Source organism: Streptomyces lothianensis (assembly GCF_047779955.1).
Classification (GTDB): Bacteria; Actinomycetota; Actinomycetes; order Streptomycetales; family Streptomycetaceae; genus Streptomyces.
In genome coordinates this window covers 15726-34425 of the sequence record NZ_JBLMKT010000014.1, presented here as the reverse complement: position 1 = coordinate 34425, position 18700 = coordinate 15726, and the positions used below count along the sequence as shown (strand labels likewise).

Sequence of the window (18700 nt, the reverse complement as noted above, 5' to 3'; positions counted from 1 at the left end):
TCGCCGCATGCCAAGCGAACCCCGCCCGCCGACCCTTCCGGCCCGCTGCCATCTGCCCGCCGAGGCCGAGGGACCGCCGGTCCTCGACGTGGTCATCCCCGTGTACAACGAGGAGAAGGACCTCGAATCCTGCGTCCGCAGCCTCCACGCCCACCTCGCCGCGACCTTCCCGTACGGCTTCCGGATCACCGTCGCCGACAACGCGAGCACCGACGCCACGGCCCGGATCGCCGCCCGCCTGGCGGAGCGGTTCGCCGAGGTGAGGTCGTACCGCCTGGAGCGCAAGGGCCGAGGCCGGGCGTTGCGCGAGGTCTGGTCGGCCTCCGACGCGCCGGTCCTCGCGTACATGGACGTCGATCTGTCCACCGGCCTGAACGCCCTGCTGCCGCTGGTCGCGCCGCTGATCTCCGGGCATTCCGACCTGGCGATCGGCTCGCGCCTGGCGCGCAGCGCGCGGGTGGTGCGCGGGCCGAAGCGGGAGTTCATCTCGCGGACGTACAACCTGATCCTGCGCGGATCGCTGCAGGCGCGGTTCTCGGACGCGCAGTGCGGGTTCAAGGCGATCCGGCGGGATGTGGCCGAGCGGCTGCTGCCGATGGTCGAGGATTCGGGGTGGTTCTTCGACACGGAGCTGCTCGTCCTTGCGGAACGCGCGGGTCTCAGGATCCACGAGGTGCCCGTGGACTGGGTGGACGATCCGCGCTCCACGGTCCGGATCGTGCGTACGGCCGCCGATGACCTCAAGGGCGTATGGCGCGTGGGCCGGGCGCTCGCCGTCGGGACGCTCCCCCTCGACCGGCTGGCCCGCCCCTTCGGCGAGGACCCGCGCGACCGCGCGCTGCCGGGCGTCCCGCGCGGACTCGCCCGCCAGCTGCTCGGCTTCTGCGTGGTCGGCGCCCTCTCCACCCTCCTCCACCTGCTTCTCTACACGGCCTTCCGTACGGGCCTGGGCGCCCAGGCCGCCAACGCCGCCGCCCTCCTCCTCTCGGCGTTCGCCAACACCGCCGCCAACCGCCGGTTCACCTTCGGCATCCGGGGCCCGGAACGCGCCGTACGCCACCAGGCGCAGGGGCTCGTGGTCTTCGCCATCGGGCTCGCCCTGACCAGCGGTTCGCTCGCCGCGCTCGGCGCCGCCGCGGGCGCGCCCTCGCACACCACCGAACTCACCGTCCTGATCGCGGCCAACCTCGCCGCCACCGTCCTGCGCTTCCTGCTCTTCCGGATCTGGGTCTTCCCGGACCGCCGCACGGACGCCATCTCCGCGACCTCCGCGCCCGAGACCCCACAGGAACGCCGATGACCGCTCTCACGCCCTCCGTCCCGACCGCGCCGACGGCCCGCCGCCGCACGGCAGCGGCATCCGTTCTGCACAGGCTGTGGACAGGCAGGCCCGACGACCCGCGTTGGGCCCGGCCCGCCTTCCTCGCGCTGCTGCTCCTGACCGGCGCGGCCTACCTCTGGAACCTCAGCGCCTCCGGCTATGCCAACTCCTTCTACTCCGCGGCCGTCCAGGCGGGCAGCGAGAGCTGGAAGGCCTTCTTCTTCGGCTCCTCGGACGCGGCGAACGCGATTACCGTGGACAAGCCGCCGGCCGCGCTCTGGCCGATGGCCCTGTCCGTACGGGCCTTCGGACTCGGTTCGTGGCAGATCCTGCTGCCCCAGGTCCTGATGGGCGTGGGCACGGCGGCCGTCCTGTACGCGGCCGTGCGCCGCCGCTTCTCCGCGGCGGCCGGGCTGATCGCGGCCGCGGTCCTCGCGCTGACACCCGTGGCCGCGCTGATGTTCCGCTTCAACAACCCGGACGCGCTGCTCGCGTTCCTGATGACCGTGGCCGTGTACTGCGTGCTGCGGGCGCTGGAGCACGGGCGCACCAAGTGGCTGCTGTGGGCGGGGGCCGCGGTCGGCTTCGCCTTCCTGGTGAAGACGCTGCAGGCCTTCCTCATCCTGCCTCCGCTCGCCGTGCTCTACGCGGTGTGCGCGCCGGTGCCGCTGCGCAAGCGCCTCGGCCAACTCGCCCTCTCCGCCCTCACCCTGGTGGTCTGCGGCGGCTGGTGGGTCGCGATCGTGGAGCTGTGGCCCGCGTCCTCGCGCCCGTACATCGGCGGCTCACAGCACAACTCCTTCCTCGAACTCACCTTCGGCTACAACGGACTCGGCCGCCTCAACGGCGAGGAGACCGGCAGTGTCGGTGGTGGAGGCGGTGGCGGGCGCGGCGGTGGCTGGGGCGAGACGGGGATCGACCGGCTCTTCGCCGGCAACATCGGCGGCCAGATCGCCTGGCTGCTTCCGGCCGCGTTGGTGCTGCTCGTCGCCGGCCTGTGGCTGACCCGCCGCGCTCCTCGCACCGACCCGGCGCGGGCGGCCCTGCTGGCCTGGGGCGGATCGCTGCTCGCGACGGCGGCCGTGTTCAGCTGGATGCAGGGGATCTTCCACGAGTACTACACGGTGGCGCTCGCGCCGTACATCGCGGCGCTGATCGGCATGGGTGCCGCCATGCTCTGGGAGGAACGCGGCCGCCTGGGGGCCGCGGCGACCCTCGCCGTGACGGTCGCGGGTACGGCCTGGTGGTCGTATGAGCTGCTCGGCCGCTCCACCGGATACGCGCCATGGCTGCGGTGGGCGGTCCTCGTGGCGGGTGCGCTCGGCGCGGTGTGCGTGCTGCTCGCCGCCCGGCTCGGCCGGCAAGTGGCGCTGGCCGCGGTGGGTCTTGGGCTCTTCGCGGGCCTGGCGGGCCCCACCGCGTACACCCTGACGACCCTCGGCGAAGGACACGGCGGCTCGATCGTGACGGCGGGGCCCTCGGTGACGGGTGGTCGCGGAGGGCCGGGCGGGGGCGGTCCGGGTGGCGGAGCCCGCGGTGACGGCGGTCCCGGCGGAGGCGGGATGGCGCCTCCCACGCAGGGGCAGACGGGTGGCCAGGGGCAGGGGCAGGGGATGCCCGGTGACGGACAGCTGCCGGGCGACGGCGGGGCGCCGGGCGGCGCCCAGGCTCCCGGCAGCGGAACGCAGAACGGCGGCTCCCCCGACGGCACCGAACGCGCCCGAGACGGAGCCGACGGCAGGGGCGGCGGCATGGGCCGGGGTGGCGGTGGCATGGGCGGTCTCCTCAATGGCGCCAACGTCGACGATGAGACAAGGTCCGCCCTGCTGGAGAACGCGGCCGACTACACCTGGGTCGCCGCCGCCGTCGGCTCCCAGAACCAGGCCGCCTACCAGCTCGCCACCGAGCGTCCCGTCCTGTCCGTCGGCGGCTTCAACGGCAGCGATCCGTCGCCGAGCCTGGCCCGGTTCAAGCAGTACGTGGCCGAGGGCCGGATCCACTACTTCGTGGGCGGCGGCGGTATGGGCGCCGGCCCGGGCGTGGGCTCGAACAGTGCCTCGACCCAGGTCACCGAGTGGGTCGAGGCGACCTTCGAGCAGGTCACGGTGGGTGGCACGACGCTGTACGACCTCACGGCCGCCAAGGCCGGATGAAGAGGGCGTGACCCGCCGTACCGCCCCGGGGACGTGACCTACGAGTCACGCCCCGGGGTGTGACCTGCGGGCGCTCGCCCAGTCCTGTCGGGCGAGGTCGCGGGGATCGAGACGCCGATGGCGTGGGTGGAGGGGCGACTCCCCCTCCACCCTCGCCTCACTTCTCCGCGGGCACCGCTTCCCGCGCCTGCGGTACGGCCGTGTCCTGTGCCTCTGCCTGTGCCTCTGCCTGTGCCTGCGACACCGCTGCCGTCCTGAGCGGCACCTCCTTGATGAAGAGCGTGATCAGGAAGGCGAGCAGCGCCGCCGGTGCCGCGTACAGGAAGACATCGGCGACCCCGTGCCCGTACGCCGTCTCCATGACGGTACGGATCGGCGGCGGCAGCTCGTCCAGGTTCGGGATCCCGCCCCCGGCGGTGCCGCCGTGGCCGAGGGAGGCGGCCTTCGGGCCGAGCTCGGCCAGACCGTCCTCGACGTAGCCCGTCACCCGCGTGGCCATGACCGCGCCGAGCGCGGAGACACCGATCGCGCCGCCGAGCGAGCGGAAGAAGGTGACGACCGAGGAGGCCGCACCGAGGTCGGCCGGGTCGACCTGGTTCTGGGTGCAGAGCACGAGGTTCTGCATCATCATGCCGATGCCGAGACCCATCAGACCCATGTAGACCGCCAGATGCCAGTACGGGGTGTCGTACCGCATCGTGCCCAGCAGCCCCAGACCGGCGGTCACGAGCACACCGCCGCTGACCAGCCAGCCCTTCCAGCGGCCCGTCTTGGTGATGATCTGGCCGGAGACGGTCGAGGAGACGAACAGGCCGACGATCATCGGGATCGTCATGACCCCGGACATCGTGGGCGACTTGTCGCGCGCGAGCTGGAAGTACTGGCTGAAGAACACCGTGCCGCTGAACATCGCCACACCCACGAACAGCGAGGCGAACGAGGCGAGGGTGATGGTGCGGTTGCGGAAGAGCCGCAGCGGGATGATCGGCTCGCTCGCCCGGCTCTCCGTGAACAGGAAGAACACGCCGAGGACCATCGAACCGCCGACCATGACCGCGGACTGCCAGGACATCCAGTCGTACTTGTCACCGGCGAAGGTCACCCAGACCAGCAGCAGCGAGACCGCCGCCGAGATCAGGAACGCGCCGGTCCAGTCGATCTTCACCTGGCGCCTGACGACCGGGAGCCGCAGCGTCTTCTGCAGCACGATGAGGGCGATCACCGCGAGCGGCACACCGGCGTAGAAGCACCAGCGCCAGCCCCAGTGGTCGGTGATCACACCGCCGAGCAGCGGTCCGCCGACGGTGGCGACGGCGAAGGTGGCGCCGAGGTAGCCGCTGTAGCGGCCGCGTTCGCGCGGAGAGATCATCGCGGCCATCACGATCTGCGCGAGCGCGGCGAGACCGCCGACACCGATGCCCTGGACGACACGGCAGGCGATCAGCATTCCGGCGCTGGTCGAGAGCCCGGCGACGACCGAACCGGCCACATAGACGACGAGCGCCAGCTGGACCAGCAGCTTCTTGCTGAACAGGTCGGCGAGCTTGCCCCACAGCGGCGTGGTCGCCGTCATGGCGAGCAGTGAGGCGGTGACGACCCAGGTGTACGCGGACTGGCCGCCGCCGAGGTCCGTGATGATCTGCGGCAGGGCGTTGGAGACGATCGTGGACGACAGGATCGCCACGAACATGCCGAGCAGCAGGCCGGAGAGCGCCTCCATGATCTGGCGGTGCGTCATCGGCGAGCCGTCGCCGTGCGGATGGCCGGCTCCTTGCCCGGCGTGGCCGCTGCTTCGCACACCGGGGGGTGTGGTCGTTGCCATGGAAGTCCTTCTCCTGGTGCTCGTGCTGGGGGTGTGTCTGGGGCTGTGGTTCGAGGGGGTGGGTGTGGCGGGTGTGGTCACGTGGCGTGTGCGTGGGCGTGGGGTGCGGCGGTCGAGTGGGGCGCGGCGTGCGCGTGGGGCGCGGCGTGCGCGGCTACGAGGGGTGTGGCGCCGCGGCAGGCGCCGAAGCTGGTGTGCAGCTTGCCCAGCAGCGCGTTGAGCTGGGTGAGTTCTTCGTCGGACCAGTCGCCGAGGCAGTGCGCGAGGGCCTGCGTATAGCGCTCGGCGAGTTCGTCGAGGCGCTGTTTGCCGGCCGGGGTGAGCCGCAGGATGCGCGAGCGGCGGTCGCCGGGGTCGGGTTCGCGGTCGGTCCAGCCGCGCTCGGCCACATGCGCCACATGCCGGCTGGTCACCGAGATGTCGATGGCGAGCAGCTCGGAGAGGCGGCTCATCCGCATCGCGCCGTGCTTGTCGAGCGCGGCGAGGACGGCGGCGGAGCCGGGCGGGCAGTCGGCGGGCAGCGCGCGGTGCAGGTCCCGCTTCACCGCGTTGACCGCGCTGAGCTGCCGGGCGAGCTCCTCGTACTGCTTCGGGGTGGCCACCTGGTACCTCTCGTGGGTTCCTGGGCTCGGGCCGCCGGCTCCGGGACCTCTGGGGTCTTGGACCTCTGGGGTCTGGACACCTGGGCCCTGGACGTCCGGATTCGGGACCTCTGCCGAGTTCGTTGCTTAGGGCAACGATAGAACAAGATGGTTGCTGCAGGCAAAGGAAAATCGGATGAAAGGGCTTAAAGGTCTGGTAATGGTCAGGTAAAAGGGGTGGAGTGCGCGTGACGTGTGGGCGGGGTGCGAGTCGGGCGCCCGGGGTTGGGCCTGTTCCCGGACTTCGCTATGGTCCCCGCATGGCACACAACCCCCAGGCCTCCCACGGTCCCGAGAGCCACGACCCCGCCGGCAGCACCCAGATGTTCCGCGCCTTCGTCGACGAAGGCGGCCCCGGCCGGGGCGCCCAGCCCGCCGCGGCATCCTCCGGCCCCCGCATTGCCCTGATCGCGGGCGTCATCGCGGCCGTCGCCGTCCTCGCCGCGGTCGCCTGGCTGGCGCTGGCCTGAGCCTCTGCGTCCCGGGGACGGGCCGTCCCCGGGGGCCGTCCCGGCTTCCGTCCGGCTCGCGCCGGTTCGGCCGAGGCGCGCCACCGCCCCCCGCGTCACTCCCAGGTCGCGGAGACGTCCTGGGTGTCCAGGTGCATGCCCAGGGGGACGCGCCATGCGGCCACGCAGACGGTGTACGTCTGCTTGTCCTTCGCGCCCGGGGCGATCGGGGCGAGCAGAGCCTGGGTGGACCTGACCGTCGCCCAGTCCACGCCCAGTGCGCCGATGATGTGCGTCTCGAAGGTCACCTCGCCCGAACGCACTGCGGTGCCACCGGAGTTGTGGAACTCGACGGTGACCTTCTGGCACCAGCGTTCGTCGGCAGCCGTCAGTACGGGCTCGCCCAGGATCTTCAGCTCCGCCGGGCCCGCCGGGCTCCCGGTGCCGGAGCCGGAGCCCGAACTCCCCGACGTGCCACCGGAGTCGGAGCCGCCGCCCGCCGCGGACCCGCCCGCACCGCCGGAGCCCGAGGTGCCGGAGCCCGAGCTCCCGTCGGGCGACTCCCCCTCCGAGCCGCCCGGACCGGAACCCGTGCCTCCCGAGCCGGAGCCCGTACGGTCCGTGGCGCCCGAGCCCGAACCCGTGGCTCCGGAGCCCGAACCGCCGGAGGCCGACCCCGATCCAGATCCAGAGCCGGATCCGGACCCTGAACCGGATCCGGCCGCCGACGGTGAACCGGACGACGGCTGCCCGCCGCCCCCGTCACCCTCGCCGCTCCCACTCCCGTCGCCGTCCAGCGGTACGAACTCCACGCCCTCCGTGGGCTTCACCGGATCGACCCGCTGGCCGGGCCCGGTGCCGGCCGCGCCCACCGCCACGTAGCCCTCGCCGGACGCACCGCCGCCGCAGGCGGCGAGCAGGGTGCCCAGGCAGGCCACGGCGGCGGAGGCCGCGACGGCCATGCCGCGGCGGCGCTGACGACGGAGGGGACTCCTGGCGCTCATCGCGCCAGTGTGTCTGACGGTGCGTCAATTAGGAAGTCCGGGGAGCGGTTGAACTCCCGGAGGCGCGCAGCGGCGCCCCGCCTCCCGCTCGGTCAGAGCTGCCCGGTCGATCCGCTCTCCCGGCTCAGCCCGCTCTCCCCGCTCAGTCCCCTCTCCCGCTCAGTCCGCGATCAGTCCTTCCCGCAGCTGGGCCAGCGTGCGCGTGAGCAGTCGGGAGACGTGCATCTGGGAGATCCCGACCTCCTCGCCGATCTGCGACTGCGTCATGTTGGCGAAGAAGCGGAGCATGATGATCCGCCGTTCGCGCGAAGGCAGCTTGGCGAGCAGCGGCTTGAGCGACTCGCGGTATTCGACGCCTTCGAGGGCGGTGTCCTCGTAGCCGAGCCGGTCCGCGAGCGAGCCCTCGCCGCCGTCGTCCTCCATGGCGGGGGAGTCGAGCGAGGAGGCGGTGTACGCGTTGCCGACCGCGAGGCCGTCGACGACGTCCTCCTCCGATACGCCCAGCGCGGCGGCGAGTTCGGGCACAGTCGGGGAGCGGTCGAGCTTCTGGGCGAGCTCGTCGCTTGCCTTGGTCAGGGCCAGGCGCAGCTCCTGTAGCCGGCGCGGCACGCGCACCGACCAGGAGGTGTCGCGGAAGAAGCGTTTGATCTCGCCGACGACGGTCGGCATCGCGAACGTCGGGAACTCCACGCCCCGTTCGCAGTCGAAGCGGTCGATCGCCTTGATCAGGCCGATGGTGCCGACCTGGACGATGTCCTCCATCGGCTCGTTGCGGCTGCGGAAGCGGGCGGCCGCGTAGCGCACGAGCGGCAGGTTCAGTTCGATGAGGGTGTCGCGTACGTACGCGCGCTCCGGGCTGTCCTCGCCGAGCGTGGCGAGCCGCAGGAAGAGGGAGCGGGACAGGGTGCGGGTGTCGATGGCCTCCGGCCGGGCCCCGGTGGGGGCCGCCGCGTTGTGCGGGTGGCTCCCGGCCGTGGGCTGGGGGAGGAGTTGAGGGCCTGCGGCGGGGCTTTCCGCGCGGTCAAGCACCTCGGCTGCGGTCGTCGTACTGCGCGTGAGCACCTTCGAGCTGCCCTGGTCTGCGGACATGCCACCCCCTTTGGGTCGCGGACGGTCGCGGCAGGCGTTCCCGGCTTCGAGGAACGCAGCCTCCACCTGAATACCGGTCGTGGGGCCGCGGCAAACGCGGTTCCCGCAGAATGTCACATGTCGGCAACGCGCTGTAGTGACTTGTCGACAAGTTGCGCTCGGATCTGCGCAGGTAAAGGGGGTTCTGCGGCTTTTCCGTCGCCGGGATGGGCCGAAAGAGGGTTACCCGATCCAGCTACGCTTCGATCCTGTTTGCGGATCGAAGGCGCGCGAAGCTCCGGGCGAGGAGCCTTGACACATGCATCTGCGAGACACCGAGCTCGGCGCTGATCTGTGACTGCGTCAGGTTGTTGTAGTAGCGCAGGAGAAGGATCCGCTGCTCCCGCTCGGGGAGCTGGACCAGCAGATGCCGTACGAGGTCGCGGTGCTCCACTCCGTCGAGCGCGGGATCCTCGTAGCCGAGCCGGTCGAGCAGGCCCGGCAGGCCGTCGCCCTCCTGTGCCGCCTCCAGCGAGGTGGCGTGGTACGAGCGGCCGGCCTCGATGCAGGCGAGCACCTCGTCCTCGGTGATGCGCAGCCGTTCGGCGATCTCGGCGGTGGTCGGCGAGCGCCCGAACGACGTGGTCAGATCCTCGGTCGCGCTGGTCACCTGCACCCACAACTCGTGCAGTCTGCGCGGTACGTGGACGGTGCGGACGTTGTCGCGGAAGTACCGCTTGATCTCGCCGACCACCGTGGGCATCGCGAACGTCGGGAACTGCACGCCGCGGTCCGGGTCGAAGCGGTCGATGGCGTTGATGAGGCCGATGGTGCCGACCTGGACCACGTCCTCCATCGGCTCGTTGCGGCTGCGGAAGCGGGCGGCCGCGTAGCGCACGAGCGGGAGGTTCGCCTCGATCAGGGCGGCCCGTACGCGGGTGTGTTCGGGGCTGCCCGTCTGCAGCTGCTTGAGCTGGCCGAACAGCACCTGGGTGAGGGCCCTCGTGTCCGCGGTGCGCTTCTTCGCGGGGGACAGCGGGCGTTCCCCGCTGTCCGGGGCGGCCGCTGTGGTGTCGGCCGCGGTGCCGGCTGTGGCGGCGGCCGGGGTGTCCTGAGGCGGCACTTGGGGTGCAGTACTGGCCGGCAAGGTCAACGCCACCCCTTATCGATGTAACCGATCAACATTTCGCAAAAGCGGTCATAGCATCACAAGACATGTGCACTGTGTGCAAGCACCGAATAACTCCGTGTTGCAGGGCAAGTTGGCGTGTAAACCAAAAACGCCCCCCACGTTCGAGTGGAGGGCGGGGTGTCCAGGCTGACCGGGACCCGGTCGGCCGATGCCTAGTTGACGAGCTCCGACATGAAGTCGCCGACGCCTTTCGCGGCGTCGGAGATGCCTTCGAAGCCGACCTGGACGAGGTCGGCCGCACGCTCGGGCGAGTTGATGATCGTGTACAGCACGAAGACGACCACGATGTAGAGCGCGACCCTTTTCGCCTGCACCACGTCCGGCCTCCCCTGCCTCTGTCCCCACGCGCAGTCGGGTGAGTCTATCCACGGGAGAGGGAGGAGGGGGAAGCGGCATCGGGGGGACAAGCCGCTTCCCCCACGAGGACCGGGCTCTTCAGTCCGCGCCGCGTTCAGGGGGAAGCCCGCGGCGCGGACCCCGCAGTGGAGCCGGGTCCCGGGCCCCGCGGATTCCTGCCAGATCCGCCGGGCTCACGAACCATCCTGCGCCCTCGGGAGGCGGCCGCGGCGCCGCAAAGGGCCCGGCTTGCCGGGTCTTAGGTCCCAGGCGGGGGCCCGGCAGGCCGCGGCAGGCCCCGGCAAGTCGCAAAGAGATTTTGCAAAACCCCTATGCAAAGAAGCTTTGCAACTTCTACGGTTGTCCCATGCCCGAACCCGAGAAGCAGTTGCACGCCCTCAACCCGACCTCCCTGCGAGGCTTGGCGCACCCCTTGCGCATGCGTCTGCTCGACGCACTGCGCCGGGAAGGGTCCGCCACCGCCTCTCAGCTCGCCGAACGGCTCGGAGAGTCCAGCGGAGCGACCAGTTACCACCTGCGTCAGCTGGCCTCCGCGGGTCTCATCGAGGACGACCCGGAGCGCGGAAAGGGAAGGGAGCGGTGGTGGCGGCCCGTGCACCGGGGCATCAGGGCCGACCGCATCGAGGACTTTCTGGACCACCCGGACCCCGAGGTCCGCGGGGCAATGAGTCTGTATCTGCACGAACTGGCTGCCCAGCACGCCCTCGAGCTCGGTACCGCCCTGGCCACCATGCACTCCTGGCCCGAGGAATGGCGCGGCCGGTGGACCCTCAGTGACTACACGCTGACCCTCACCCCGGACCTCGCCGAGGAGCTCCGCGACAAGATCCACGAACTGATCGTGAGCTACCAGGACAAGGTCGACGAGCACACCGAGCACGCCCGCAAGGTCCGTATCCACCTGCACGGATTCCCGCGGGAATCCGAATGACGTCCCGAGGGGGGACCGCCGTGGGGAACGACCGAGGTCCGCTGGTGAGCGTGCTCGCCGCGAACACCGTCTCCGCCGCCGGCACCGCGATGAGCCTGCTCGCCGTGCCCTGGTTCGTGCTCGCGACCACCGGCAGCGCGGCACGCGCGGGCCTGGTCGCCTTCTGCGAGGGCGTGCCGATGGTGGTCGCCTCACTGCTCTCGGGCCCGCTCCTGGACCGGTTCGGCCGCCGGAGGGTCAGCATCGGCGCGGACAGCATCGCCGCCACGGCCATCGGACTCGTCCCGCTCCTGCATCTGACCGGCCTGCTCAGGTTCTGGATGCTGTGCCTGCTGGTGGCAGTGGTCGGGCTGTGCGTCTCGCCCGGTGACACGTCCCGCAGCGTCCTGACCCCGCATCTGGCCGAGCGGGCGGGGGTGACCGTCGCCAGGACGGCGAGCTATCTGGAGAGCGCCCGCCAGCTGGCCCGGCTGCTCGGCGCCCCGCTGGCCGGGCTCCTGATCGCCGTGCTCGGGCCGGCCATGGTGCTGTTCATCGACGCGGCGACGTTCCTGCTCTCCGCCGTACTGATCGCCGCGGGCCTGCGCGGTCTGCCCGCCGCCGCCCCGCAGAAGGACACACCCCGGCTGGGCCTCCGCCGCTACCGCGCCGATCTGCGCGAAGGCTTCGCGTTCGTCCGCCGCACCCGGCTGCTCCTCGCCATCGTGCTGATGATCATGATGACCAACGCCCTCAACAACGGCTGGAACGCGGTGATGCTCCCGGTGCACGTCCGCGAGAACCTGGGCAGCCCCGCCGCCCTGGGCCTGGTCTCCGGCATCAGCGGCGCGGCGGCACTCACCGGAGCCCTCCTGTACGGCCATATCGCGCACCGCTTCCGCCGCTGGCCCGTCTACACGGTGGTCTTCCTGATCTGCGGCGCCCCGCGGCTCGTCGTCCCCGCCCTGTTCCCCGACCTGGCCTCGCTGATCGTGATCACCGTGATCGCCGGCCTGGCGGCCGGAGCGCTCAACCCGCTCCTTGCGCCCGTGGTCTACGAGACGGTCCCGGAGCAGCTGCGCAGCCGCGTCCAGGGCTTCACCACGGCCGGTGTCCTGGGGGCCATCCCGCTCGGCGTCCTCGGCAGCGGACTCCTCACGGATACCGCGGGCCTGACCGCCGCCCTCCTGATCCTCGGCGGGGTCTACCTCGTGGTGACGTTGTGCCCGGCGTTCTTCCCCGTATGGCGGCAGATGGACGCCGAGCCGAAGCAACAGGACCGGCCTGCGGACACCCCGGCCCCCGTCTGACCCCGCACCCGGCAGCTGACCGGGCGCGGCCGTGAACTGCGCCCGGCAGTGAACCGCACCCAGCAGCAACCGGTTCCGAACAGCGCGAAGGGCCCGGCTCATTGAGCCGGGCCCTTCGTCTTCTGCGGTAGCGGTGGGATTTGAACCCACGGTGACTTGCGCCACACTCGCTTTCGAGGCGAGCTCCTTCGGCCGCTCGGACACGCTACCGAGAGAGAGCTTAGCCCAAAGGGGCCCGTGGTCCGAAATCGGTTCCCGTCCGGAGCGTGGTGAGCCGCGCCACACCGCTGATCAAGGCTTCGGCGCTCGCGTGATCAGGGCCCGGGAGCCGGTCTCAGCGCTCGCGGAAGAAGCGGGTGAGGCGGGCCGAGCACTCGGACTCGAGGACGCCCGCGATCACCTCGGGGCGGTGGTTGAGGCGCCGGTCGCGTACGAGGTCCCACAGGGAGCCCGCCGCTCCGGCCTTCTCGTCGCGCGCGCCGTAGACGACCCGGGCGATACGGGACTGGACGAGCGCGCCCGCGCACATCACGCAGGGTTCGAGCGTGACGACGAGGGTGCAGTCCGCGAGCCGCCACTGTCCGCTCTTCGCCGCGGCCCGGCGCAGGGCCAGGATCTCGGCGTGGGCGGTGGGGTCGCCGGTGGCCTCGCGTTCGTTGTGCCCGGCGGCGAGCAGGCTTCCGCCGGGGTCGAGGACGAGGGCGCCGACGGGGACATCGCCGCCCTGGAGGGCCAGTTCGGCTTCCTCCAGGGCGTGCTCCATCGCCCGCCGCCAGCGGTCTCGTACGGGATCGGTAGTAGTGGTCACAGTTGTTTCTGGGGGCGTCGTGAGGTCCGTGGGGAGGGCGGTCAGCGGACCGCTTCCAGGATTTCCGAGGCGCCGAGGGCCTCGGCGATGGTGTTCAGGGCATCCGTGTCGAGGGTGAGCAGTTCCTTCTCGGTCAGGCCCAGGTCGTCGAGGATCAGGGTGTCGCCGAGCGGGCTCGCGGGGATGTGCGCGTCGGCGCCGTCGTCGGCTTCGTCCCCGTCGCGCTCGGGTTCGCCGTCCTCGGTGCCGTCGAGGTCGGTGAGGCTGTTCAGGTCGTCCGCGCCCGATCCGGGTTCGCGGCCGAGCAGTTCGTCGGTGAGCAGGATCTCGCCGTAGCTGCTGCGGCTGGCGGCCGCCGCGTTCGAGACGTAGATCCTCGGGTCGTCCTCGCCGTCCACGCGGACGAGGCCGAACCATGCGTCTTCCTGCTCGATGAAGACGAGCACCGTGTCGTCGACGTCACCGACCGAGGCTTCCAGGGCCAGTTCGGTCAGATCCGACAGGGTCTCCACATCGTCGAGCTCCGTGTCGCTCGCTTCCCACCCGTCTTCGGTGCGCGCGAGCAGTGCGGCGAAGTACACCGTGACTCTCCCACTGGTCTGAGGCGTGCCGGTCGGGGGTCTCCCCGGCGGAGTGTGGCGGACGGGGAGTCGACTTCCGCCCCGCCCAATCGGAATCGTGGCAGAAACAAGGGCTTTTCGAGAGGTCTTCGGGGCGCTGTGTCCGGGGTTTCCTCGCGCGGGCTCGCCGGATCACCAGTGGAAGGTGCGCATACGCATCGCCTGACGCATCCGGGCGGCCCGCGCGCGGCGCGGCTGGACGCGGTCGCGCAGTTCCTTCGCCTCGAAGGGGGTCCCCCCTGCTCGAGCGAAGTCGAGAGCTTGGGGGAGTTCGCGCAGGAACCGGGCGCGGCGCCTGCGACGCTCGGCGTCGGTCTCCCGCGGCTCGTCCGGCGGTTCGGGCTGCGGTTCGGCCCGTGAGTCCGGCGGTTTGGGCTGCGATGCGGCCGCCGGTGGGTCCTGCGGTTCGTCCGGTGCCTCGCCCTGCGGCTCGTCCCCTGGCTCGTTTTGCGGCTCGTCCTGCTGCATCGGCCACACCACCTCCAGGCATTTCCTGCCCCTGCAGTTTCCCTCCGATGGCCGGTTTGATGCGAACGCGAACGGATGTGATCAGGGTGCGCCCGGGGCACGACCCGCGGCGGCCGTACGAACACGGGCGCGAGCCGGGCCCTGTGGGCCCCGGTAACCTGGTACCGGGTCGCTGCCCCGGCCGCCGCCCCACTACGGAACCGTGACCGGAGCTTCTGGAGGCTCTTGTGCGCCTGCACGTCGTCGACCACCCGCTGGTCGCGCACAAACTCACCACACTGCGCGACAAGCGCACCGACTCGCCGACCTTCCGCAGGCTCGCCGACGAGCTCGTGACGCTCCTCGCGTACGAGGCGACGCGGGACGTGCGCACCGAGCAGGTCGACATCGAGACGCCCGTGGGCCCGACCACCGGGGTCAAGCTCTCGCACCCGCGCCCGCTGGTCGTGCCGATCCTGCGCGCCGGGCTCGGCATGCTCGACGGCATGGTGCGGCTGCTGCCGACCGCCGAGGTGGGTTTCCTCGGCATGGTGCGCAACGAGGACACCCTCGAGGCCTCCACGTACGCGACGCGGATGCCCGAAGACCTCTCCGGGCGTCAGGTGTACGTGGTGGATCCGATGCTCGCCACCGGCGGCACGCTGGTCGCGGCGATCAAGGAGCTCATCCGGCGGGGCGCGGACGATGTCACCGCGGTGGTGCTGCTCGCGGCGCCCGAGGGCGTCGAGGTGATGGAGCGCGAGCTGGCGGGCACGCCGGTGACGGTTCTGACGGCGGCGGTCGACGAGCGGCTGAACGAGGTCGGCTACATCGTGCCGGGTCTCGGTGACGCCGGGGACCGTATGTACGGGGCAGCCGAGTAGCACTCCGTACGTCGGGTAGTGCCGCGTTCCCCGACGCCGGACACCCCCTGGCAGCACTCCGTACGTCAGGTGGCCCCGGGGTGCTGCCTCAGCAGCCCTTCGGGGTGGCCGGCGAAGGCGGCGCGGGGTTCGTCAGGGCTTCGATGGCCTGCTTCGCCTCCGCCTTCGTCGCCAGGGACGTGAAGCCGTCGCCGAGGATCAGGTCGATCGCCGCGACCTCGCGTGCGTCCGTGCGCGCCTCGGCGCCCTCGACCTGCGTGCCGAGGACGACGATGCCCTTCTTCAGCGCGGACTTGGGGCCGAGCAGTATGGCCTTGCCCTCGACCTTCCCGTCGAACTTCTTCTCCGCGTTGCCCACCTTGCCCACGGTGAAGCCGCGCTTCTTGAGTTCGTCCGCCGTCTCCCCGGCGAGGCCGCCGCGGTTCGTGGCGTTGTAGACGTTGACCTGCACGTCCTTGGGCTCCGGCAGCACCATCGGCTTCGGCGCCTTCGCCGGCGTCTTCGACGCGCTCGGCGTGGCGGCGGCCGGCTTGCAGTCGGGGGTCTTGTCGGCAGCGACGTTCCGGTCGCTCTTTCCGCCTGACTTCTCGCCGTTGAAGACCCCGATCAGCTCGATGGTCCCGTAAGCGAGGAGCCCGAGGACGGCGGTGCAGGCGACGATCGCGAGCACGATCCGGCGGCGCCGCCGGGGGCGGCGCATTCGCGGGTACTTGTCCCCCGTGATGCGGTATTCGCCGCCCATGCCGGGGGGTGTCAGCATGCTCATGGTCGCAGCGTAATGCCGTGTGCTTGGTCTGCCTACTAGATGATCAATGGGTGGCGGACGAACCCGACCCGAAAGGGGCAATGCCGACGGCGGCGGCCGGTGTCGGTCCAGGGGGTGACCGGTGTCGGCAGGAGTGACCGGTGTCGGCAGGAGTGACCGGTGTCAGCCCAGCTCGAGAACGCGGGCGTGCAGCACCTGGCGCTGCTGCAGGGCCGCGCGGACGGCGCGGTGCAGGCCGTCCTCCAGGTAGAGGTCGCCCTGCCACTTCACGACGTGCGCGAAGAGGTCGCCGTAGAAGGTGGAGTCCTCGGCGAGCAGGGTTTCCAGGTCCAGCTGGCCCTTGGTGGTCACCAGCTGATCGAGGCGGACCGGGCGCGGCGCGACGTCCGCCCACTGCCGGGTGCTTTCCCGGCCGTGGTCGGGGTACGGCCGGCCGTTTCCGATGCGCTTGAAGATCACACGGAAAGCCTACCGGGCTGGGGGCTCCGGGCGCAGCCATGGCGACGGAGTGCGAGGCTGGGAAATGACGCCCCGGAACGGGGCATATCGGAACCTCACAACCGGGAACAGGGGCCTGACATGAGTGAGAGCGACCCGACGCCGCCGAACGAACCGGCCCGCCCGGCCCCGGCTCCTCCCGGTCCGGCTCCGACCCCGCCTCCCGCGAAGGACCCGGCCCCCGCGCCCCAGGGGCCCCCGACGGCTCCGGCCCCGGATCCGGCTCCACCCGGGCCCGCGCCGACGCCGGAGAGCGAGGAGTAATCGGTGTTGTCAGTGTTGTCAGTGGGCCGAGAGCCTTGAAAGGGCTCGGCGCCGGCGAGGCGGTGGTCACCGTGCTCAGCGGAAGGGCACACCGACTCCGGTGGCCGCGACCCGGCTGCGGGCGCCCGAGTCCCTGATGGGGCCGGTCGACGCGGCCGCGCTCGACCGGGCGGTGAAGTCCTCGCTGCTCTACTCCCGTTATGCCGAGGTGGTCGATCCAGAGTCGGCCTACGAGAAGATCAGCGCGCGGCGCGGAGCGCCCGGGGCGGACCGTCCGGCACAACAACGTCCGGCCCGGACACCCGCGTACGGGATGTCCGGGCCGGACGGTTGTCACTCAGCGCGCCCGCTCGGCGGAGCGCAGCTCAGCGTGTCCGCTGAACGGTGCCTCACTCGCTGACGTGGCCGTGGCCCGCGTGCAGGCCGCCGCCGCTGCCGTCGCCCGAGCCCTCGGTGGAGACCGGCTCCACGGGGCGGGTCAGGGAGCTGAGGTCGTGCGCGTAGGTGCCGACCGCGTTGGCGATGATGTCGACGTTCGTGTCGAGCGCCTCCATGCTGATGTTGCCGAGGTCGTCGCAGGCCGCGTGGTAGCACTCGTCGTACGCCACCCCGGCCTCGCCGCCGAACTTCTCGGCCTGCGCCGGGGTCTTGATGCCCTCGGCGCCGGTGAACGTGCCGCCCGACGGGATCCCGACCTCGATGAACGGGCCGTAGTCCGAGCGCCCGGAGAAGTCGGTGCCCTCGTAGGGCTTGCCCTCCCGGTCGAGGAACGCGTTGATGTCGCGCTCCAGCTGGGCGCTGCCCTCGGGGCCGGGGCCCGCGCCCTCGCCGTCCGAGTCGTCGCCGTCGTAGATGAACTGGCCGTAGTTCGGCGAGGCGATCATGTCGAAGTTCAGGTACAGGCGGATGTCCGCGAGCTGCTCCTCGGAGAGCTTCTCGACGTACTTCTCCGAGCCGATCAGGCCGAGCTCCTCGGCCGACCAGAACGCGAACCTGACCTTGTTGTGCGGCTGCTGGCCCTTGTGCTTGCCCTGGCCCTTGCCCTGCCCGGTCGCCTCGGCGAGCTCCTTGGCCACTTCGAGAAGGCCGGCCGAGCCGGAGCCGTTGTCGTTGATGCCGGGGCCCTCGGTGACCGAGTCGAGGTGGGCGCCGAGCATCACGGTGTTCTCGGAGTTGCCGCCCGGGGTCTCCGCGATGACGTTGCGCGTCTGGCGGGTCTCCCGCAGCTCGCGGATCTCGAGGTCGACGGTGACCTCGCCCGCCGCGACCTCGGCGGCGAGCGCCTCGCCGTCCGCCAGGGTGATGCCGCCGGTCGGGATCACCCCCGCGTCCGGGTCGCCGAGCGTGCCGTTGAGCGTGCCCTCGGTGTTGTTGTAGATGATGGCGCCGGTCGCGCCCGCGTCGGCGGCCGTGGCCTGCTTCTGGGCGAAGGTGCAGCCGCCGCGCTTGATCAGCGCGATCTTGCCGGTGAAGGTGCCGGAGGCATAGTCCTCGGCGTCACAGCCGGTGGTCCCGTCCTCGTCGACCGGTACCGCCGCGACGGGGGCGGTGATGCCGCCGACCGGGGACGAGGCCGTGTACGACATGGCGATGATGTCGACGTCGCGCTGCGAGGGCGAGACGACCGAGAGCCGCTCGGCGAGCGTCTCGTTGTAGACGAACTCGAAGGCGTCGTAGCTGACGTCGTAGCCGGCCTTCTTCAAGTAGTCGTAGACGTACTCCGCCGAGGCGTCGTGGCCCGGCGTACCGGCGGCACGGTTGCCGCCGTTGGCGTCCGCTATGGCCTGGAACGCGGCAAGGTGGCGGTACGCCCCCGCACCGGAGGCGTCCCTGACCAGCTCACGGGAGAGCTTGCGGGCGTCCTTGGCCGGCTTGTCGCGCCCGTGATCGCGGTCGGCGGTGGCCGTTCCCGCGGAGGCGAGCAGCAGGGGTGTGGCGAGCGCGACGGCGGCGATGGCGGCGATCGTGCTGCGCGAACGAGGTGTTGCGTTCACAGAGGTCCCTTCCCCAGAGGCAGTGCGAACGAGGTGGGAGGGACGGTAGCGACCGATGGGTCCCCCGGAAAGGGGTCGTGTGCAACTCGTGTTCGGTTTAGTCGGATTAGCCCCGCATGTTCTCGGCATACGGGGCCACCAGCGCGTTGTGTGTGGGAGGGACGGCCCGCGTAGCGCCGTTTACTTGCCGGC

Annotated in this window: 17 protein-coding genes, 1 tRNA gene and 2 pseudogenes; 7 read left to right on the top strand and 13 right to left on the bottom strand. The window is 71.2% G+C overall.

The window, feature by feature from the left end; all coding sequences use genetic code 11:
• Positions 1-7: 7 nt before the first annotated feature.
• Entirely contained in the window at positions 8-1300 is a 1293-nt protein-coding gene (locus ACLF6P_RS01980; protein WP_415947549.1) for a bifunctional glycosyltransferase family 2/GtrA family protein, read from the top strand.
• The gene (locus ACLF6P_RS01975; protein ID WP_415947547.1) at positions 1297-3474 is read left to right on the top strand and encodes a glycosyltransferase family 39 protein; all 2178 of its coding nucleotides are present in this window, start codon (positions 1297-1299) and stop codon (positions 3472-3474) included. Before ACLF6P_RS01980 ends, ACLF6P_RS01975 begins: the two co-directional genes overlap by 4 nt.
• 166 nt (positions 3475-3640) lie before the next feature.
• On the opposite strand, the pseudogene ACLF6P_RS01970 reads toward ACLF6P_RS01975, so the two are convergent.
• Both ACLF6P_RS01970 and ACLF6P_RS01965 read right to left on the bottom strand, forming a co-directional pair.
• A pseudogene (locus ACLF6P_RS01970) lies at positions 3641-5212 on the bottom strand (MDR family MFS transporter); the annotation flags it as partial.
• A gap of 161 nt (positions 5213-5373) precedes the next feature.
• Positions 5374-5898: a MarR family winged helix-turn-helix transcriptional regulator gene (locus ACLF6P_RS01965; protein ID WP_415947543.1), complete on the bottom strand. Its 525-nt coding sequence runs from the start codon at positions 5896-5898 to the stop codon at positions 5374-5376.
• 299 nt (positions 5899-6197) lie between these two features.
• On the opposite strand from ACLF6P_RS01965, the gene ACLF6P_RS01960 reads away from it, so the two are divergent.
• Complete coding sequence (locus tag ACLF6P_RS01960) at positions 6198-6407, top strand: hypothetical protein (protein WP_415947541.1); 210 nt, start codon at positions 6198-6200, stop codon at positions 6405-6407.
• Positions 6408-6502: 95 nt separating this feature from the next.
• On the opposite strand, the gene ACLF6P_RS01955 is transcribed toward ACLF6P_RS01960, so the two are convergent.
• The 4 genes from ACLF6P_RS01955 to ACLF6P_RS01940 all read right to left on the bottom strand — a co-directional run bounded on the left by ACLF6P_RS01955 (position 6503) and on the right by ACLF6P_RS01940 (position 9967).
• On the bottom strand, positions 6503-7390 hold the full coding sequence (locus ACLF6P_RS01955) for a hypothetical protein (RefSeq protein WP_415947539.1): 888 nt from the start codon (positions 7388-7390) through the stop codon (positions 6503-6505).
• A 159-nt stretch (positions 7391-7549) separates the two neighbouring features.
• Positions 7550-8479 carry an RNA polymerase sigma factor SigF gene (locus ACLF6P_RS01950; protein WP_415947537.1) on the bottom strand — a complete coding sequence of 310 codons (930 nt, stop codon included), beginning with the start codon at positions 8477-8479 and terminating at the stop codon, positions 7550-7552.
• 235 nt (positions 8480-8714) lie between these two features.
• Positions 8715-9617: an RNA polymerase sigma factor SigF gene (locus ACLF6P_RS01945; protein ID WP_415947535.1), complete on the bottom strand. Its 903-nt coding sequence runs from the start codon at positions 9615-9617 to the stop codon at positions 8715-8717.
• A gap of 185 nt (positions 9618-9802) precedes the next feature.
• Positions 9803-9967 carry a hypothetical protein gene (locus tag ACLF6P_RS01940; RefSeq protein ID WP_415947534.1) on the bottom strand — a complete coding sequence of 55 codons (165 nt, stop codon included), beginning with the start codon at positions 9965-9967 and terminating at the stop codon, positions 9803-9805.
• A 386-nt stretch (positions 9968-10353) separates the two neighbouring features.
• Between ACLF6P_RS01940 and ACLF6P_RS01935 the strand changes: the two genes are divergently transcribed.
• Both ACLF6P_RS01935 and ACLF6P_RS01930 read left to right on the top strand, forming a co-directional pair.
• Positions 10354-10938, top strand: a complete 585-nt coding sequence (locus tag ACLF6P_RS01935) for an ArsR/SmtB family transcription factor (protein WP_415947533.1) — start codon at positions 10354-10356, stop codon at positions 10936-10938.
• A gap of 20 nt (positions 10939-10958) precedes the next feature.
• Entirely contained in the window at positions 10959-12227 is a 1269-nt protein-coding gene (locus tag ACLF6P_RS01930) for an MFS transporter (protein ID WP_415947531.1), read from the top strand.
• A gap of 125 nt (positions 12228-12352) precedes the next feature.
• Here ACLF6P_RS01930 and ACLF6P_RS01925 read toward each other — a convergent pair.
• From ACLF6P_RS01925 to ACLF6P_RS01910, 4 genes are all read right to left on the bottom strand, one after another.
• Positions 12353-12437: transfer RNA gene (locus ACLF6P_RS01925), tRNA-Ser, on the bottom strand.
• A 124-nt stretch (positions 12438-12561) separates the two neighbouring features.
• Positions 12562-12990 (bottom strand): tRNA adenosine(34) deaminase TadA, encoded by a 429-nt coding sequence (gene tadA, locus ACLF6P_RS01920; protein WP_415947618.1) that lies wholly within the window; start codon positions 12988-12990, stop codon positions 12562-12564.
• An 86-nt stretch (positions 12991-13076) separates the two neighbouring features.
• Complete coding sequence (locus tag ACLF6P_RS01915) at positions 13077-13616, bottom strand: tRNA adenosine deaminase-associated protein (protein WP_415947530.1); 540 nt, start codon at positions 13614-13616, stop codon at positions 13077-13079.
• 171 nt (positions 13617-13787) lie between these two features.
• Positions 13788-14123 (bottom strand): hypothetical protein, encoded by a 336-nt coding sequence (locus ACLF6P_RS01910; RefSeq protein ID WP_415947529.1) that lies wholly within the window; start codon positions 14121-14123, stop codon positions 13788-13790.
• A 227-nt stretch (positions 14124-14350) separates the two neighbouring features.
• On the opposite strand from ACLF6P_RS01910, the gene upp reads away from it, so the two are divergent.
• Positions 14351-14986: a uracil phosphoribosyltransferase gene (upp, locus tag ACLF6P_RS01905; protein ID WP_415947528.1), complete on the top strand. Its 636-nt coding sequence runs from the start codon at positions 14351-14353 to the stop codon at positions 14984-14986.
• 88 nt (positions 14987-15074) lie between these two features.
• On the opposite strand, the gene ACLF6P_RS01900 is transcribed toward upp, so the two are convergent.
• Both ACLF6P_RS01900 and ACLF6P_RS01895 read right to left on the bottom strand, forming a co-directional pair.
• A complete protein-coding gene (locus tag ACLF6P_RS01900) occupies positions 15075-15752 on the bottom strand; it encodes a LytR C-terminal domain-containing protein (protein ID WP_415947527.1) in 678 nt (225 codons plus the stop codon).
• Positions 15753-15914: 162 nt separating this feature from the next.
• Positions 15915-16211 carry a type II toxin-antitoxin system VapB family antitoxin gene (locus ACLF6P_RS01895; RefSeq protein WP_003955420.1) on the bottom strand — a complete coding sequence of 99 codons (297 nt, stop codon included), beginning with the start codon at positions 16209-16211 and terminating at the stop codon, positions 15915-15917.
• Between the two features lie 338 nt (positions 16212-16549).
• Between ACLF6P_RS01895 and ACLF6P_RS01890 the strand changes: the two are divergent.
• Positions 16550-16803, top strand: a pseudogene (locus ACLF6P_RS01890) (helicase HerA-like domain-containing protein); the annotation flags it as partial.
• Positions 16804-16903: 100 nt separating this feature from the next.
• On the opposite strand, the gene ACLF6P_RS01885 reads toward ACLF6P_RS01890, so the two are convergent.
• A complete protein-coding gene (locus ACLF6P_RS01885) occupies positions 16904-18478 on the bottom strand; it encodes a M28 family metallopeptidase (RefSeq protein WP_415947616.1) in 1575 nt (524 codons plus the stop codon).
• Positions 18479-18700: the final 222 nt, after the last annotated feature.

Coding starts and splice junctions, on each gene's coding strand:
- ACLF6P_RS01980 (WP_415947549.1), top strand. CDS start 8: ATGCCAAGCGAACCCCGCCCGCCGACCCTTCCGGCCCGCTGCCATCTG.
- ACLF6P_RS01975 (WP_415947547.1), top strand. CDS start 1,297: ATGACCGCTCTCACGCCCTCCGTCCCGACCGCGCCGACGGCCCGCCGC.
- ACLF6P_RS01960 (WP_415947541.1), top strand. CDS start 6,198: ATGGCACACAACCCCCAGGCCTCCCACGGTCCCGAGAGCCACGACCCC.
- ACLF6P_RS01955 (WP_415947539.1), bottom strand. CDS start 7,390: ATGAGCGCCAGGAGTCCCCTCCGTCGTCAGCGCCGCCGCGGCATGGCC.
- ACLF6P_RS01950 (WP_415947537.1), bottom strand. CDS start 8,479: ATGTCCGCAGACCAGGGCAGCTCGAAGGTGCTCACGCGCAGTACGACG.
- ACLF6P_RS01935 (WP_415947533.1), top strand. CDS start 10,354: ATGCCCGAACCCGAGAAGCAGTTGCACGCCCTCAACCCGACCTCCCTG.
- tadA (WP_415947618.1), bottom strand. CDS start 12,990: ATGGAGCACGCCCTGGAGGAAGCCGAACTGGCCCTCCAGGGCGGCGAT.
- ACLF6P_RS01910 (WP_415947529.1), bottom strand. CDS start 14,123: ATGCAGCAGGACGAGCCGCAAAACGAGCCAGGGGACGAGCCGCAGGGC.
- ACLF6P_RS01900 (WP_415947527.1), bottom strand. CDS start 15,752: ATGAGCATGCTGACACCCCCCGGCATGGGCGGCGAATACCGCATCACG.